Source organism: Streptomyces sp. NPDC004838 (assembly GCF_053600955.1).
Window position 1 is genome coordinate 383644 of sequence record NZ_JBSGAW010000001.1, and the last position, 16812, is coordinate 400455.

Consider the following 16812-nt stretch of genomic DNA (forward strand, 5'->3'; position numbering starts at 1 on the left):
CACACCCGGCTCTGTCCGCTCCCCGCCGGCCCGCTAGCCGAGCGAGGGAGAGCACCACGTGACCATCGCGCCAGCCGATCCGGCTTCAGGCACCTCCGAGACCCCTCCCGGACCCGTGTCCGGGCAGGTTCCCGGACCGGTGTCCGAGCGGGTCCCCGGCCAGGTCGACGGCCCGGGTACCGCACTGCTGCGGACCCTGACCGAACTCACCGCCGATCTGCCGGACACCGACCCCGGCCGCGTCGCCGCCGCCGCGCTGCGCGGACGCCACGCCGGATCGGACGCGGCCGAACTCCACCAGCTGGCCACCGACGCCGCTGCGGGCCTGATCTCCGAGGACCCCGCCTACTCCCGGCTCGCCGCCCGGCTGCTGACCCGTACGATCGCGGCCGAGGCCGCGAGCCAGGGCTCGGTGTCGTTCTCGGCCTCGGTCGCCGTGGGCCACACCGAGGGCCTGATCGCCGACCGGGCCGCCGCGTTCGTCGCCCTGCACACCGACCGCCTCGACGCGGCGGTCGACCCGGCCGCGGACGACCGCTTCGGCTACTTCGGCCTGCGGACCCTCTACAGCCGTTATCTGCTGCGCCACCCGATCACCCGTCAGGTGATCGAGACCCCTCAGCACTTCATGCTGCGCGTCGCCTGCGGCCTCGCCGAGGACGAGTCGGACCGGGCGCTCGCCGAAGTCCTGGCGCTGTACGGGCTGATGAGCCGGCTCGACTATCTGCCCTCCTCGCCCACGCTCTTCAACTCCGGCACCCGCCACCCGCAGATGTCCTCCTGCTATCTGCTGGACTCGCCGCTGGACGAGCTGGACTCGATCTACGACCGGTACCACCAGGTCGCGCGGCTCTCCAAGCACGCGGGCGGCATCGGGCTCTCGTACTCCCGCATCCGCGCCCGCGGTTCGCTGATCCGCGGCACCAACGGGCACTCCAACGGCATCGTGCCGTTCCTGAAGACCCTGGACGCGTCGGTCGCCGCCGTGAACCAGGGGGGCCGGCGCAAGGGGGCCGCCGCCGTCTATCTGGAGACCTGGCACGCGGACATCGAGGAGTTCCTCGAACTGCGCGACAACACCGGTGAGGACGCGCGGCGTACGCACAATCTGAACCTCGCGCACTGGATCCCGGACGAGTTCATGCGGCGCGTGGAAGCCGACACCGAGTGGTCGCTGTTCTCCCCGGCGGACACGCCCGAGCTGGTCGATCTGTGGGGCGACGAGTTCGACGCCGCGTACCGCGCCGCCGAGGCCCGGGGGCTGGCCCGCAAGTCCGTGCCCGCGCGAGAGCTGTACGGCCGGATGATGCGTACCCTCGCGCAGACCGGCAACGGCTGGATGACCTTCAAGGACGCCGCCAACCGCACGGCCAACCAGACCGCCGAGCCCGGCCACACCGTCCACTCGTCGAACCTCTGCACCGAGATCCTTGAGGTCACGGACGACGGGGAGACGGCGGTCTGCAACCTCGGGTCGGTCAACCTCGGCGCGTTCGTGAACGGGGCCTCCGATGGCGAGGAACTGGACTGGGAGCGGCTGGACGCCACCGTCCACACGGCCGTGACCTTCCTCGACCGAGTCGTCGACATCAACTTCTACCCGACCGAGCAGGCCGGCCGCTCCAACGCCAGATGGCGGCCGGTGGGCCTGGGCGCGATGGGCCTTCAGGACGTCTTCTTCCAGCTGAAGCTGCCGTTCGACTCCCCCGAGGCGCGGGCGCTCTCCACCCGGATCGCCGAGCGGATCATGCTCGCCGCGTACGAGGCGTCCGCGGAGCTGGCCGAGCGCAACGGCCCGCTCCCCGCCTGGGAGAAGACCCGTGCCGCGCGTGGCGTCCTGCACCCGGACCACTACGGCGTCGAGCCTCACTGGCCGGAGCGCTGGGCCGCCCTGCGCGAGCGGATCGCCGCCACCGGGATGCGCAACTCCCTGCTGCTCGCCATCGCGCCCACCGCGACGATCGCCTCGATCGCCGGTGTGTACGAGTGCATCGAGCCGCAGGTCTCCAACCTCTTCAAGCGCGAAACCCTGTCAGGCGAGTTCTTGCAGGTCAACTCCTATCTGGTCGCGGAGCTGAAGCGCCTCGGCGTCTGGGACGCGCAGACCCGTGAGGCGCTGCGCGACGCCAACGGCTCGGTGGCCGGCTTCTCCTGGATCCCGGCCGAGGTGCGTGAGCTGTACCGGACGGCATGGGAGATCCCGCAGCGCGGGTTGATCGACATGGCCGCGGCCCGCACTCCGTTCCTGGACCAGTCGCAGTCGCTGAATCTGTTCCTGGAGACGCCGACCATCGGCAAGCTCAGCTCGATGTACGCGTACGCCTGGAAGAAGGGGCTGAAGACGACGTACTACCTGCGGTCCCGCCCGGCCACCAGGATCGCCCGCGCGGCGAGCGGCACGTCGGCCCCCGCCCCCTCCCCCGTACAGGCGACGCCGGAAGACGCCGTCGCCTGCTCCCTCGAAAACCCCGAGTCCTGCGAGGCGTGCCAGTAATGCCCAGCTCCACCAGTACCACCGGCTCCACCAGCCCTACCGGCTCCGACGCCAAGAATCTCCTGGACCCGGGTTTCGAGCTAACCCTGCGTCCGATGCGCTACCCGGACTTCTACGAGCGCTACCGCGACGCGATCAAGAACACCTGGACGGTGGAGGAGGTCGATCTCCACTCCGATGTGACCGACCTCGCCAAGCTGACACCGGGTGAGCAGCATCTGATCGGCCGGCTGGTCGCGTTCTTCGCGACCGGCGACTCGATCGTCGCCAACAACCTGGTCCTGACGCTCTACAAGCACATCAACTCCCCGGAGGCGCGGCTGTATCTGAGCCGTCAGCTCTTCGAGGAGGCGGTGCACGTCCAGTTCTATCTGACGCTGCTCGACACCTATCTCCCCGATCCGAAGGACCGTACGGCGGCCTTCGCGGCCGTCGAGAACATCCCGTCGATCCGTGAGAAGGCGCAGTTCTGCTTCCGCTGGATGGACTCGGTCGAGAAGGTGGAGAGGCTGGAGTCGCGGGACGACCGGCGGCGGTTCCTGCTGAATCTGATCTGCTTCGCGGCCTGTATCGAGGGGCTGTTCTTCTACGGCGCGTTCGCGTACGTGTACTGGTTCCGCTCCCGCGGTCTGCTGCACGGTCTGGCCACCGGCACCAACTGGGTGTTCCGCGACGAGACCATGCACATGAACTTCGCCTTCGAGGTCGTGGACACGGTCCGCAAGGAGGAGCCGGAGCTGTTCGACGACGCCCTTCATCAGCAGGTCACGGACATGCTGAAGGAGGCGGTGGAGGCGGAGCTGCAGTTCGGCCGCGATCTGTGCGGTGACGGGCTGCCGGGCATGAACACCGAGTCGATGCGCGAGTACCTCCAGTGCGTCGCCGACCAGCGGCTGACCCGGCTGGGCTTCGCGCCCGTGTACGGCTCCGAGAACCCGTTCTCCTTCATGGAGCTCCAGGGCGTCCAGGAGCTGACCAACTTCTTCGAGCGCCGCCCGTCGGCGTACCAGGTGGCCGTGGAGGGGTCGGTGGGCTTCGACGACGACTTCTGATCCGCCGGCTCGTGAGCGCCGTCGTACCTCGACGGCGCTCACGGGGGCTCGTACCGTCCCTGCCTCGGGGGAGTCCGCCCGGGGCCGGGACGGGTCGCGGGGCGGACCACGCCGCTCACGGGGGGCCGCGGGGGCTCACCCGCTCATGCTGCCGACCCTGCTCACCCCGTCCAGCCGGGGACCCTCGGCGGCGCTCGGCGCGCGCTCCGCGGACGCGACGGTACGAGGGCTGGTCCTGGAGCCGGTCCTGCCGCGCCGGGCCGGGCCCGCGATCGAGGCACTGCCGGGGTGGACGGTACGGCGGGCCGGGGACTCCCGGCTCGATCGGACGGGATCACCCCGCTCCGCCGCGCGCAACTGGCGATCCACCGCACGGTCACGGGCGTGTCCGAGCAGGGACGGAAGGAGGACGACGCCCCCGAGGGCGATGACGGCGAGTGCGGCGAGGAAGGTGTTCATGTCCTCCACTGTCGCCCTTTCCACCCCCACCGCGTCAGTGGCAGGACTGCCGTGAACCATCGAATTACTGCCAAGCCCGTGCGACACTCGTCCCATGCTCGAGAACGTGGCCGTCGTGCTGCTCGACGGCGTGAACCCTTTTGAACTCGGCGTGCTGTGCGAGGTGTTCGGCATCGACCGCACCGCGGACGGAATGCCCCACTTCGACTTCGCGGCCGTCTCCGCCGAGGGCCCGGTGCTGGACACCCGTGCCGGGTTCACGATCGGCACCCCGACCGGCCTGGAACGGCTGGAGACGGCGGATCTGATCGCGGTCCCCGCCGGCGACTCCTTCGTCGTCCGCGAGTACCCGGCCGAACTGCTGGCGGCGCTGCGCCGGGCGGTCGACCGGGGAGCGCGGGTGCTGAGCGTCTGCTCCGGGGCGTTCCTGCTGGGCTCGGCGGGCCTCCTCGACGGCCGACGTTGCACCGCGCACTGGATGCATACGGAGCAACTGACCGAGCGCTTCCCGCTGGCCGTCGTCGATCCCGATGTGCTGTACGTGGACACGGGCCCGGTCATCACCTCGGCGGGCACGGCCGCCGGGATCGACGCCTGCCTCCACCTCATCCGCGAGGAACACGGCCCCAAGGTGGCCAACTACATCGCCCGCCGCATGGTGGTGCCTCCGCACCGCGACGGCGGCCAGGCGCAGTACATCGAACGGCCCCTGCCGCACACTCGGTGCGACACCGTGGGCGGGGTGCTGAGCTGGATGGAACGCCATCTGGACCGTGAGATGACCGTCGACCAGCTCGCGGAACGGGCCCATATGTCGTCCCGCACCTTCGCCCGCCGCTTCCAGCAGGAGACGGGCACGACCCCGTACCGCTGGCTGCTGCGCCAGCGGGTGCTGCTCTCCCAGGAACTGCTGGAGCAGACGGAGGAGACCATCGACGCGATCGCAGGCCGCAGCGGCTTCGGCAACGCGGCCACGCTGCGCCACCACTTCCTGCGGACGCTGGGCACGACGCCGAACGCGTACCGTCGTACGTTCCGGGGCCCGGCCCAGGAGTCCGTCTGAACCGTGGCCCGCGCACGGGCCGACCCGCGCACCGACGGGCTTACGCACCGGACGGGCCGGCGGGTCGGCGGCGTGCTCAGCTGTTGGGCACGACCTCGTAGCGCGGGGTGCCTTCCTCCATCTGCCGCAGCGCGTCCTTGCGGTCGCGCTTGGAGAGCCGGTCGATGTAGAGGTAGCCGTACAGATGGTCCGTCTCGTGCTGGAGGCAGCGGGCGAAGTATCCGGTGCCACGGACCTTGATGGGATTGCCCTTGGCGTCCTGGCCGCGCACGACCGCGTAGTCGGGGCGGGCCAGCGGCGCGTACGCGGTGGGGACGGAGAGGCAGCCCTCGTTGGACTCGTCGAGGACGCGCTGCTCGGCGGGCAGCTCCTCCAGCACCGGGTTGCAGACGACGCCGAGGTGGCGTGTGCCGTCGTCGTCCGGGCAGTCGTAGACGAAGACCTTGAGATCGACCCCGATCTGGTTGGCGGCCAGGCCGACGCCCTCGGCGGTCCGCTGGCTGGCGAACATGTCGTCGATCAGCACGGCCAGCTTGTCGTCGAACTCCGTGACGTCCTTGCACTCCTTGTGGAGGACGGGGTTGCCGACGACCGTGATGGGGCGGGAGGTGCCGCGTTCGCGGTAGGCGAGTTCCCGCGCCTCGCAGTCCTCCGTGTCCACGACGAATCCCTCGTCGTCCACGACGATCCGGTCGTCGACCTGCTGGTCCGTCTCCTGCTGCGACTGCTGCGAGGCCATGTCAGCCGTACGCCTTCCTGATTACCACGGGGGGGATGGTCACGATGTGTCCGTACAGCCTACGGGCAGGATTCAGCAGACTTCTTCGAGATCCCGCCACTCGCGGCTGTCCGGGCTGTCGGCGACCCATCCGTCGAGGAGTCCGCGGACCAGGCCGGCGGGGGCGGCGATGCCGCATTCACGCTCCGGGGACCAGAGGTCTCCGGCCGTGCGGTGGCCGAGCGGGCCGGGGTGGCCGGGCTCGCTGTGATCGTGCGGGTCGAGGTGCTCGCCCTCGCCCTCGGCGCTGGGCATCCGGCTCTCGGAACAGGCCCGGCAGAGCAGCCGTACGGACGAGGACCAGTCCTCGGCGGCGAAACCGGCGTCGGAGGCGAGCTGCTCAAGGGCGTCCCGGTCGGCTTCGGTGGCGGCTTCCAGCAGCACCACCCAGGTGGGCACGGGCGAGGGCGCCCAGAGCTCGATCTCGTCGAAGACGGGGTAGGAGGGCCCGGCCGAGGTGATCCGCTCGCCGTTCGGCACACCGTCGTGGAGGACGACCTCACCCCAGCGGCGGCCGGAGGACGGCAGCGGAATCGACAGCACCTCTATCCGGGCCGGGTCCAGTCTGCGCCCCCACACCACCTCGGCCTCGCCCTCCGGCGACAGCCGTACGGCCGCGCTGCCGAGGTCCATGCCGATGGGCTCGCCGGCGGGGCCCGCGCCCAGTCCCCCGCCACGGGCGGGCATGCCGGGAACCCTGAGCCCGTACGCCTGCCAGGCGCGGCGGGCCAGCGGCCAGTCCTGGAGCGCGGTGGCGGCGATGCCGACGTTCCACCAGTCGGGGGCGCCCGTCTCCTTGTCCAGCAGGGCCACCGCGCGCAGGCCCGCGGCCCGCGCCTGCTCCCAGTCGTGCCGGAACTTGTGCAGCAGCGCCAGGTTGAACCAGGACTCGGAGAGCCAGGGCTCCAGATCCGCGGCCCGTGTCAGCAGCGCGCCCGCGTCCTCGTACCGGCCGTCGCCGATCAGCGTGAACGCGCGGTCGGTGGCCTGCCGCCACGAGGCGGATGGCCGATGCCGTACCTTCCCGAAGATCCTCACGATTCCCGCCTGCCGGTCGCTCGGGGCACTTCTCCCGGAACGCTGCCTCTGTCGCCGATGGTTCTGGTGCTTCTGTCGTCTCGGGTGGTGCCCGCCGGTGTTTCCGTGTTCTCGGTGTTTCCCTGTTCTCGGTGTTTCCGGTGTTCTCGGGGTTTTCCGCTGGCACCGGTCCATCCGCTCGACGGTGCCGGTGTTACCGCCCGGCACTGTTCCGGGTCCTCTTTCGCATCCAACCATGCCGCGCGGAAAGCTGACTCATTACCGGTGGGTTACCCAGGGGGAACAGGGCCCGGACCCGTAAACTACGCCCCCGCCAGAACCCTGGCGAGGGATTCGACGACCTCCGGCTGATGGTCCTGCCCGGTGGAGAGCCGGAGCTGTTCCAGGGCCTCGAGCGCATTCCCCACATGTGCTCCGGTTCCCCCGGTCAGATCGTCGTATGCATTGACGGTACGGACAATCCGGGCCGCGAGTGGTTGCTCACGGTAGGCATCGGCCTGCCGCTCCACGACGACGGCGACCGCCGCGGGGACGCCGGCCCGGCGGACGACGGCACCGCCGAGCAGGGCGATACGGCGCTGCTCGGCCTGGGGAAGCAGCGCGGTGGCCCCGTCGGGCACGGGGTCGACCAGGGAGAGCTGGCCGATGTCGTGCATCAGCGCCGCGTACTCCAGGACGGTCAGATCGGGTCCGGACAACCCCAGCTCCCGTCCCACGGCGCGGCTCAGCCCGGCGACTCTCTGGGCATGGCCCGGCCGGGTGTATCCGGCGATCTCGGTCGACCGGGCGAGGGAGGCGATGGTCTGCCGGTAGGTGGCCTTGACGGCCGCGTACCGCCGCAGCGATACGTGGGTGAGCAGCAGCGGGACACAGAAGACGGGCAGCGCCCACAGTCCGGCGGTGGCGACGGCGAGCGCGATCACGGCTCCGGCGGAGCAGACGGCGGAGCCGATGCCGCGCAGTGACCGCAGTTCGTCGCGGAGGAGGGGGGCGTACGGAAACCCGGTGCGGGCACGCCGGAGCGCAGCGGTGAGCACGGCGTCGCCGAGGGCGGTGAGCATCAGCAGGACCAGGATGAGGAGGGCGTAGGCGGCCCCTCGGGCCCAGTGGTCCGGTTCGCCCGAGTTGGAGAGCGGCTGGAAGCAGACGGCGGCGAATCCGGCGGTCAGCACTCTCCGTACGACGCGGTCGGACGGGAACCCCCGCCCGCGCACCAGCCGCGGTACGGCCCCGGCCAGGGTCGCCACGGCGACGACCGCGACGACCTGGAGGACGCTGTGAGTGGTGGCCACGCCCCCGCACGCGCCGAGGAGAGCGTACGCAAGCGCCCCGGCGGCTCCGAGCGGCGCGGGCTCCCGTTCGCCGGGGATCACGCCCCAGCGAATCGTTTCGCCGATGGCGATGAGTGCGCCGAAGGCGAGGGCGTTGCCGGGCTGGTCCAGGCCGCGCCACAGGGTCGCGGCGACGCCGGCGCAGGCGAGGGCGGCCGCGGCGGTGTGCAGCAGGACGAGGAGAGCTGGGGAGGCGGGGGCGCGGGTCCGCGGTGCGGCTCCGGCCGGGTGGGGGACTCGGGAGGGGTGCAGGTCCGGGCTTCGGCGGGGTTTCCCGGCCCGGCGGAGGGACGTGTCGGGCCGGTGGGAGTCCCGGCTCCCGTGGGCTTCCCCGGCCCGGCGTCTTCTGTCGGCCCAGGGGACTCTCCCGGCCCAGGGGGCTCTCCCGGTCCAAAGGGTTCTCCCGATCCAACGGGCTCTCCCGATCCAACGGGCTCTCCCGGTCCGGCGGGGTTTCCCGGTCCGGCGGGCGGCTTCGCGCCGGTCCGCCGTCATGCCGTACCGCCCGGTGCGCCGCCCTCCGGTTTGGCGCTCGCGTGGATCTGGGCCGGCGGGACCGCCTGAGACGGGATTCCGCGGCCGGGCGCGGCGGGTGAGGGCGGTGCGGGCAAGGGCGGGGGCGGCGGCAGGTGGAAGACCGTCTCGTCGTCGGAGGTGACGTCCGTGGCCCAGCCGTGCCGCTTCAGCGCCCGGCCGAGTGCCGTCACCATCCGGGGGTCGAACTGGGTGCCCGCGCACCGCTCCAGTTCCTCCAGCGCCGCCTCCACGGTCCGCGCCCGCCGGTAGGAACGGGTCGATGTCATCGCGTCGAAGGCGTCCGCGACCGCGACCACCCGCGCGAACTCGGGAATCCGCTCACCCGCGAGCCCGTACGGGTACCCCGTACCGTCCAGCCGCTCGTGATGGTGGAGGATCCCCGCCCGCGCCTCCCCGAGGAAGCCGATGCCGCGCACGATCTCATGGCCGTGCTCCGGATGCCGTTCGATCACGCGGCGCTCCTCGGGCGTCAGCGGCCCGTCCTTGCGCAGCACCCTCGTCGGCACCCCGAGCTTGCCCACGTCATGGAGGATCCCGGCGAACCGGACCCTCTCGACCCGTTCCTCGTCCATGCCCAACTCGCGCGCGATGAGCACCGACGCCTGTCCGACGCGCTCGCCGTGTCCGCGGGTGTACCGGTCCTTGAGGCCGACGGCCTGGACGAGGGCGCGGATGGCGGCCTCGTGGGCCGTGCTCTCACGGTGGTACCGGGCGAAGAGCCGACACGACAGATACACCGGCGGCAGCACGAAGACCGCGGAGACCGGGCCGTACGGGCCGCGCCACAGCACGGCCATCATCAGTCCGGCGAGACCCTGCGCGAGATGCGGCACCAGCGAGCGGGCGAGCGGTCCGCGCCAGGCGGTGCGCGGGGGCAGCCGATCGGCGATGACGAGGATTCCGGCTTCGAGCGCGGTCAGCACGAGACAGAAGACGAGGGCCCCGGCCGCGGCCGGCAGCAGCGCGTACGGGAAGTCGGGCGGTCCGGAGCCGCTGCCGGATCCGATCAGGGCGTACGTCCGCGCGGCGGCCCAGGTCGCGAGCGCGAGCCGGGCGGCGCGCCAGCTCCGCCAGAGGCCGGCCGGGCGCTGGTCCACGCGTCCCAGCAGCGCGCCCGGCACGGCGACGAGCGCGGCCACCGCTGGCGGCAGCAGAAAGGCGGCGGCGAGCAGCACCGGGAAGAAGGATCCGGGGCCCATGGGGAGGGCGTCACCGGTGCGCGGGCGGCGGGCGGGCAGTTCGCACAGGACGTAGAGCCCGGCGAGGAGTCCCGCGGTGCTCCAGCCGGCGTCCTCACGGAGGGCCGGCAGCGCGCATATCGCGGCGCCGAGCAGCGCGCAGCATATGTACGCGTGTGCTGTCGCCGGTACGGACCTCACAGCCCCGCCCCCTCAATCTCCCACCGGGCGTCACGCTAACGAGTGGAGAAGTGAGGAGTATCGGATTAACCGCAGGTTCGCACATATGGGTGAATGCGGACAGGCGAATGGAGCAGTGAATCCCGTGAATACGGACATGCGAAAGGCGCGCCGCCGGGAACGCGGCGCGCCCTTCGCGCGTATGGAAACCGCCCTCTGGAGGCAGTTCGCCGGATCAGGCCCTTACTCCTGTGCGAGCCCCTGGGGCTCCGCCCCGCCGACCGTCAGATCCTCATCGGGCACGGTATGCCCGGAACGGATCAGATCGATACGGCCCATGACCTTGGAGCGCAGATCGGTCGGCACGTCGTCCGAGCCGCAGCAGCGCTTGACGAGCTGCTTCACCGCCTGCTCCAGGCCGTACATCTCCAGACAGGGAGAGCACTCCTCGAAATGCACCTCGAATTTGGTGCAGTCGGCGTCGGGCATCTCACGGTCGAGAAACTCGTAGAGGTGGTCGAGTACCTCAGAGCAGTCCGTCTCGTGCGGCTCTCCGCAGCTCATGAGCCCGAGCCTTTCGCTTCGTTCGACTCCCCCACACCGGCCGGGACGAGTCCGCGCTCACGGGCGTAGTCCTCCAGCATGCCGCGCAGTTGGCGACGGCCCCGGTGCAGGCGGGACATCACCGTCCCGATGGGTGTACCCATGATGTCCGCGATCTCCTTGTACGCAAAGCCCTCTACGTCCGCGAGATAGACCGCGATCCGGAACTCCTCGGGAATGGCCTGGAGCGCCGACTTCACATCCGAGTCCGGCAGATGGTCGAGGGCCTGCGACTCCGCCGAGCGCAACCCGGTCGACATATGCGACTCGGCGCGCGCCAGCTGCCAGTCCTCGATCTCCTCGGCGGCGCTGCGCTGAGGCTCACGCTGCTTCTTGCGGTACGAGTTGATGAAGGTGTTCGTGAGGATCCGGTAGAGCCACGCCTTGAGGTTGGTGCCCTCGCGGAACTGGTGGAACGACCCGTATGCCTTGGCATAGGTCTCCTGCACCAGATCCTCGGCGTCCGCCGGGTTGCGCGTCATACGCAGCGCCGCGGAGTACATCTGGTCGAGGAACCCGAGGGCGTCCCGCTCGAAGCGGGCATTGCGCTCGGCGGTCGACTCGGCGGGCCGCTCGGCTGCCGCCGCCTCTGCCTGAGCTCCGGCCGCCCGGCCGTCGTCGGTCCCTGCGTCGGTCCCAGTGACCGGACCCACCTCCTCCAACGATGTCGCGAGACCGAATGCGGACCCGCTCGAATCGGAGAATAGTCGACCATCGGCGGACGGCTCCTGTCGACCGGCTCCGCCCTTCGCCCGCTCAGGGGCGGTACGGGCCGCCGCGAGCACGGACCACTCCAGGTCAGCGGCGTGCGTACGGCGGGGGCAGATGGTCGAACCCATGCGAGGGACTCCCTACTCCATGCTCTGCTGGTGACGTGTGACATCCGAGACAACAGAACCGGAAGCCGCGTCATTCCCGGAGCCGCGCCGCCCAGGCGCGCACCGCGTCGGTGATTGTCGTCACGGTGTCGTGTTCGGTGAGCCCCGAGCGTTTGGGGACGGCGAATCCATGATCCGCGTACGGGACCTCCACCATCTCGTACGTCCCGTCCGGGAACTCGCCGGGCGTCCCGAAGGGGTCGTTGCCGCCCTGGACGACGAGCGTGGGCACCCCGCTGCCGAGCAGTTCCTCCGCCCGTGACCTCTCGGGTCTGCCGGGCGGATGCAGCGGGAAGCTGAGAGCGAGTACCCCGGCGGCCCCCAGTTCCGCGGCGGTGCGGCAGGCGACCCGCGCGCCGGCGCTGCGCCCGCCCGCGATGACGGGCAGTCCCCGTCCGGCCAGTACGGGCCAGATGCCGTGCCAAGCGGCGTCCAGGGTCTTCGGCGCCGGGGCCACCTTCTTTGCCGCCACCCGCCAGGGCTGCTCCACCAGCGCGACGGCCACCGAGTCCCCCGGCAGCGCCGCGGCGATCCCCACGAGGTCCCGCGCCCCGATACCGCCCCCGGCGCCGTGCCCCAGGGCGAGCAGCGCCCACGGTTCCTTCCCCGGCTCGGCCGGACACCAGGTGACGCGTGCGGTCCCGGCCTCGGTCTCGATCTCGGTCTGGGTCGCTTTCCCGGTTCGGATGTGCGTCTCGATGTCCGTCCCAGCCTCTGTCCTGGCCTCTGTCCTGGCCTCTGTCCCAGCCGCTGTCCTGGTCCGGACGTCCGCCCCGGCCTCGGCTCCGGTCCCGGTTCCGGTCTTCATGGGGTCACTGTGGCTCACCCCTCAATCCTGCCGCGCGGACGTCCCGTCCGGGCGGGGGCGCGTACGCGGGCGTGCCGTGCTCCCGAGGGGACGCGCCTCCTTGAGCGGCCCTCCGGGGCGGTCGCCGCTCGACAGGACGGTCAGGACGGTCAGGACGGTCAGGACGGTCAGGACGGTCAGGACGGTCAGAAGAGGGTGGCCTCCTCCGGGCCCTCCAGCTCCGTCAGCAGTTCCGGGCCGTTGTTGCGGACATTGCTGACCGCCGTGGTGACGGGATAGGCCCTCATCAGGCCCTCCGGCGGCGGGGTCAGAAGCGACTTCAGACCCTCGATGTCCGTACGGGCCGGATCCAGCCAGGCGTCCCAGCGGTCGGGCATCAGCATCAGCGGCATCCGGGGGTGGATCTCGGACAGCGACCGGGGGCCGTCGGCGGGAGCCACCCCCAGCGGCCCCTTCTCCGCTTCCGTGGTGATGACCGTGCACGTCACCCACCACGCCTGCGGATGGTCCTCGGGAAGCGTCCGGTCGCGCCAGAACTCGTACAGCCCCGCCATGGCGAACACCGACCCGTCGGCGGGCGTCACGAAGTACGGCTGCTTCCGGGGCCGCTTCTTTCTGCCCTTCTCTTCCAGCTCGCGCTCCTCGGCGGCGGTCACCCACTCGTAATAGCCGTCCGCCGGAAGGATGCAGCGCCGGGCGGCGAAGGGACGGCGGAAGGACGGCTTCTCGTGGACCGTCTCCGCCCTCGCGTTGATCATGCGGGCCGCGCCCTCGGGCGATTTGGCCCAGGACGGGACCAGCCCCCATCTCAGGGTGCGCAGCTGGCGAACCGGTTCCGGGTCGTCCGCGTCTTTCAAGGGGCGTTCGAGAATCACGTGGACCTGTTTGGTCGGGGCCACGTTGAAGTCGGGTGCCAGCGTCTCCTCCGGCTCCCATTTCCGGACCCCGAAGAGTCCTACGAGATCCTCCGGGTTCCGACTCGCCGCATACCGTCCACACATAAGTGCCACACTGCCACTCCCGTCCGCCGCCCAAGGAGTCGCCCCAGAAATGGATAGGAATTATTCCGCTTCTACCTCCGGCAGCGCCTCCATAGGCGACCTCTGGGACCGCGTCATCGGCACCCAGACCCCGCCCGAACAGTGGCTGGTGATCGCCACGGCGGCCCTCGCGCTCGCGGCCGTCGTCCCGCACCCCCTGTGGCGGCTCTCCCGCAACGCCGTCACCATCGCCCACGAGGGCGGCCACGGCCTGGTCGCCCTGCTCACCGGCCGCAGCCTGGAGGGCATACGGCTGCACTCCGACACCAGCGGCCTGACCGTGAGCCGCGGGAAACCGACCGGCATCGGCATGATCCTCACCGCCGCGGCGGGTTACACCGCCCCTCCCCTGCTGGGCCTCGGCGGCGCGTGGCTGCTCGCCGACGACCGCATCACCCTGCTGCTGTGGCTGGCCACCGCCCTGCTGCTCGCGATGCTGCTGATGATCCGCAACGCGTACGGCGCCCTCACCATGATCATCACGGGGGCGGCCTTCGTCCTCGTCTCCTGGCTGGCCGACCCCGAGGTGCAGGCCGCCTTCGCGTACGCGGCGGTCTGGTTCCTGCTGCTCGGCGGCGTCCGGCCGGTCTTCGAACTCCAGGCCAAGCGCCGGCACGGCGGAGCCCCGGATTCGGACGCCGACCAGCTCGCCCGGCTCACCCATGTGCCACCCGCGATGTGGCTGTTCCTCTTCCACGCGATGTCGCTCTGCTCGCTGATCGGCGGCGGCCGGTGGCTGCTTGATCTGTGAACCGATCCCTGAACCGATCCCTGAACGAATACCTGAACCGTCCTGTGAACCAATCCGTGAACCGATCCGTGAACCGATCCATGCGCCGATCCGTGAACCATCGGCCAGGGGTCCACTACCACTCATCGGTTACGCCCCGGTTTCGGCGTATTTGATCAAGATCCGGGGCCCCGCGGAGCCACTAAAGTGTTGGCCATGACCGAAGCCTCCGTGCACCTCCCTCTCTGGCCCGCCCCTTTCGCGTCCGGAGCCGTCGAAGCGACGGTGACCGTGCCCGGTTCGAAGTCGGTCACCAACCGAGCCCTGGTACTGGCCTCCCTCGCCGCCGAGCCCGGCTGGCTGCGCCGCCCCCTGCGCTCCCGCGACAGCCTGCTGATGGCGGAGGCGCTGCGCGCCCTCGGCGTAGGCATCGAGGAGGGAGTGGGCCCCGACGGCGAGGGCGAGACCTGGCGGGTCATCCCCGCGGGGCTCCACGGCCCCGCCACCGTCGACGTCGGCAACGCCGGCACCGTGATGCGCTTCCTCCCGCCCGTCGCCGCCCTCGCCGACGGACCCGTCCGCTTCGACGGCGACCCCCGATCGTATGAACGCCCGCTGCACGGTGTGATCGACGCGCTCCGTGTGCTCGGCGCCCGCATCGACGACAACGGCCGCGGCGCGCTCCCCCTGACGGTGCACGGCGGCGGCGCGCTCGACGGCGGCCCGGTCGAGATCGACGCCTCCTCGTCCTCCCAGTTCGTCTCCGCGCTGCTGCTCTCCGCACCCCGCTTCAACCAGGGCGTCGAGGTACGCCATGTGGGCGGACGGCTCCCCTCCATGCCGCACATCCGGATGACCGTGGACATGCTGCGCGCGGTCGGCGCGCAGGTCGACGAGCCGGAGACCGGCGGCGAGCCCAATGTGTGGCGGGTCTCCCCCTCCGCCCTACTCGGCCGCGATGTCACCATCGAGCCCGATCTGTCGAACGCCCAGCCGTTCCTGGCCGCCGCGCTGATCACCGGCGGCCGGGTCACCATCCCCGACTGGCCCGAGCACACCACCCAGCCCGGTGACGCGCTGCGCCGTATCTTCACCGAGATGGGCGGTTCCTGCGAGCTGACCGATCTGGGTCTGACGCTCACCGGGACGGGCCGTATCCACGGCATCGACGTCGATCTCGGCGAGGTCGGCGAGCTGACCCCCGGAATCGCGGCGGTCGCCGCCCTCGCCGACTCGCCCTCCACGCTGCGGGGCGTGGCCCATCTGCGCCTCCATGAGACGGACCGGCTGGCCGCGCTCACCAAGGAGATCAACGAGCTGGGCGGCGATGTGACCGAGACCGAGGACGGACTCCACATCCGTCCGCGCCCGCTGCACGGCGGCGTCTTCCACACGTACGACGACCACCGGATGGCGACGGCGGGCTCCGTCATCGGTCTCGCCGTCGAGGGCGTCGAGATCGAGAACGTCGCGACGACCGGGAAGACCCTGCCCGATTTCCCCCGGATGTGGACCACCATGCTCGGAGCGGAAAGCTGAACGGGGTCTGAGGCGATGCGGCGCTACGGCAAGAACCCGGACGAGGACGACATCCGCGTACGCCCCAACCGCAAGGGCAACCGGCCGAGGACGAACATCCGCCCCAAGCACGAGGACGCCTCGGAGGGCATGGTCCTCACCGTCGACCGGGGAAGGCTCACCTGCCTCGTCGAGGACCGGGTCGTCGTCGCGATGAAGGCCCGCGAACTGGGCCGGAAGGCCGCCGTCGTCGGCGACCGCGTCTCCCTCGTCGGCGATCTGTCCGGCGCCAAGGACACACTGGCGCGCATCGTGCGCATCGAGAGCCGGACGTCCGTGCTCCGCCGTACGGCCGATGACGACGATCCGTACGAGCGGGTGGTCGTCGCCAACGCCGATCAGCTCGCCATCGTCACCGCCCTGGCCGATCCCGAGCCGCGTCCGCGGCTGATCGACCGCTGCCTGGTCGCCGCGTACGACGGCGGGCTGACGCCCCTGCTCGTCCTGACCAAATCGGATCTCGCCTCCCCGGACGAGTTGCTGGAGATGTACGGGGCGCTCGGCGTCCCCCATGTCGTCACCACACGCGACGAGTTCGTGGACGGAGTGGCCGCCGACCGGGTGAACGAGCATCTGACGGGCAGGACCACGGCGTTCGTCGGACACTCGGGGGTCGGCAAGACGACGCTGGTGAACGCGCTGGTGCCGCAGGACCGCCGACGTTCGACCGGCCGTGTCAACGCGGTGACCGGACGCGGACGGCACACCACGACGTCGGCGCTGGCCCTGCCCCTCGCGGGCAAGGAGGGCGGCTGGGTGATCGACACTCCGGGAATCCGGTCCTTCGGTCTGAACCATGTCGATCCGTCACGGGTGATCCTCGCCTTCCCGGACCTGGTCCCGGGCACGGAGAACTGCCCGCGCGCGTGCAGCCACGACGAGCCGGACTGCGCACTGGACGCCTGGGTCGCCGAGGGACACGCCGATCCGGCACGGCTCTACTCACTGCGGCGGCTGCTCTCCACCCGTGAGCGGCGCGAGGGCGACTGACCGGCCGCCGACCCCGGCCCGTATCCAGGGCTCGGGCCCAACTGCGGTGCGGGGGCTGCCGATCGACGGTCCGCC

The 16812-nt window shown here is 70.9% G+C and carries 15 protein-coding genes; 6 read left to right on the forward strand and 9 right to left on the reverse strand.

Features of this window, described 5'->3' with window-relative positions:
- Positions 1–115: 115 nt before the first annotated feature.
- Complete coding sequence (locus ACWEFL_RS01595) at positions 116–2494, forward strand: ribonucleoside-diphosphate reductase subunit alpha (protein ID WP_451706172.1); 2379 nt, start codon at positions 116–118, stop codon at positions 2492–2494.
- Positions 2494–3546, forward strand: a complete 1053-nt coding sequence (locus tag ACWEFL_RS01600) for a ribonucleotide-diphosphate reductase subunit beta (protein ID WP_451705807.1) — start codon at positions 2494–2496, stop codon at positions 3544–3546. Before ACWEFL_RS01595 ends, ACWEFL_RS01600 begins: the two co-directional genes overlap by 1 nt.
- Positions 3547–3681: 135 nt before the next feature.
- Here ACWEFL_RS01600 and ACWEFL_RS01605 read toward each other — a convergent pair whose 3' ends face one another.
- Positions 3682–4005: a hypothetical protein gene (locus ACWEFL_RS01605; RefSeq protein WP_451705810.1), complete on the reverse strand. Its 324-nt coding sequence runs from the start codon at positions 4003–4005 to the stop codon at positions 3682–3684.
- Positions 4006–4099: 94 nt separating this feature from the next.
- Between ACWEFL_RS01605 and ACWEFL_RS01610 the strand changes: the two genes are divergently transcribed.
- Positions 4100–5068 (forward strand): GlxA family transcriptional regulator, encoded by a 969-nt coding sequence (locus ACWEFL_RS01610; protein WP_451705813.1) that lies wholly within the window; start codon positions 4100–4102, stop codon positions 5066–5068.
- Between the two features lie 76 nt (positions 5069–5144).
- On the opposite strand, the gene def is transcribed toward ACWEFL_RS01610, so the two are convergent.
- From def to ACWEFL_RS01650, 8 genes are all read right to left on the reverse strand, one after another.
- On the reverse strand, positions 5145–5807 hold the full coding sequence (gene def / locus ACWEFL_RS01615; protein WP_451705815.1) for a peptide deformylase: 663 nt from the start codon (positions 5805–5807) through the stop codon (positions 5145–5147).
- 72 nt (positions 5808–5879) lie between these two features.
- Positions 5880–6884, reverse strand: coding sequence for a tetratricopeptide repeat protein (locus ACWEFL_RS01620; RefSeq protein WP_451705818.1), 1005 nt, complete (start codon positions 6882–6884; stop codon positions 5880–5882).
- Between the two features lie 302 nt (positions 6885–7186).
- On the reverse strand, positions 7187–8389 hold the full coding sequence (locus ACWEFL_RS01625; RefSeq protein WP_451706173.1) for an HD-GYP domain-containing protein: 1203 nt from the start codon (positions 8387–8389) through the stop codon (positions 7187–7189).
- A gap of 317 nt (positions 8390–8706) precedes the next feature.
- Positions 8707–10131 carry an HD-GYP domain-containing protein gene (locus tag ACWEFL_RS01630; RefSeq protein ID WP_451705820.1) on the reverse strand — a complete coding sequence of 475 codons (1425 nt, stop codon included), beginning with the start codon at positions 10129–10131 and terminating at the stop codon, positions 8707–8709.
- Positions 10132–10353: 222 nt separating this feature from the next.
- A complete protein-coding gene (gene rsrA / locus ACWEFL_RS01635; protein ID WP_451705823.1) occupies positions 10354–10674 on the reverse strand; it encodes a mycothiol system anti-sigma-R factor in 321 nt (106 codons plus the stop codon).
- The gene (locus tag ACWEFL_RS01640; RefSeq protein ID WP_451706175.1) at positions 10671–11366 is read right to left on the reverse strand and encodes a sigma-70 family RNA polymerase sigma factor; all 696 of its coding nucleotides are present in this window, start codon (positions 11364–11366) and stop codon (positions 10671–10673) included. Before ACWEFL_RS01640 ends, rsrA begins: the two co-directional genes overlap by 4 nt.
- A 256-nt stretch (positions 11367–11622) precedes the next feature.
- Complete coding sequence (locus ACWEFL_RS01645; RefSeq protein WP_451705826.1) at positions 11623–12399, reverse strand: alpha/beta hydrolase family protein; 777 nt, start codon at positions 12397–12399, stop codon at positions 11623–11625.
- A gap of 185 nt (positions 12400–12584) precedes the next feature.
- A complete protein-coding gene (locus ACWEFL_RS01650) occupies positions 12585–13400 on the reverse strand; it encodes an SOS response-associated peptidase (RefSeq protein WP_451705829.1) in 816 nt (271 codons plus the stop codon).
- 49 nt (positions 13401–13449) lie between these two features.
- Between ACWEFL_RS01650 and ACWEFL_RS01655 the strand changes: the two genes are divergently transcribed.
- From ACWEFL_RS01655 to rsgA, 3 genes are all read left to right on the forward strand, one after another.
- A complete protein-coding gene (locus ACWEFL_RS01655) occupies positions 13450–14190 on the forward strand; it encodes a M50 family metallopeptidase (protein WP_451705832.1) in 741 nt (246 codons plus the stop codon).
- 195 nt (positions 14191–14385) lie between these two features.
- Complete coding sequence (gene aroA / locus ACWEFL_RS01660; RefSeq protein WP_451705835.1) at positions 14386–15708, forward strand: 3-phosphoshikimate 1-carboxyvinyltransferase; 1323 nt, start codon at positions 14386–14388, stop codon at positions 15706–15708.
- A 15-nt stretch (positions 15709–15723) separates the two neighbouring features.
- Entirely contained in the window at positions 15724–16737 is a 1014-nt protein-coding gene (gene rsgA, locus ACWEFL_RS01665) for a ribosome small subunit-dependent GTPase A (RefSeq protein ID WP_451705838.1), read from the forward strand.
- Positions 16738–16812: the final 75 nt, after the last annotated feature.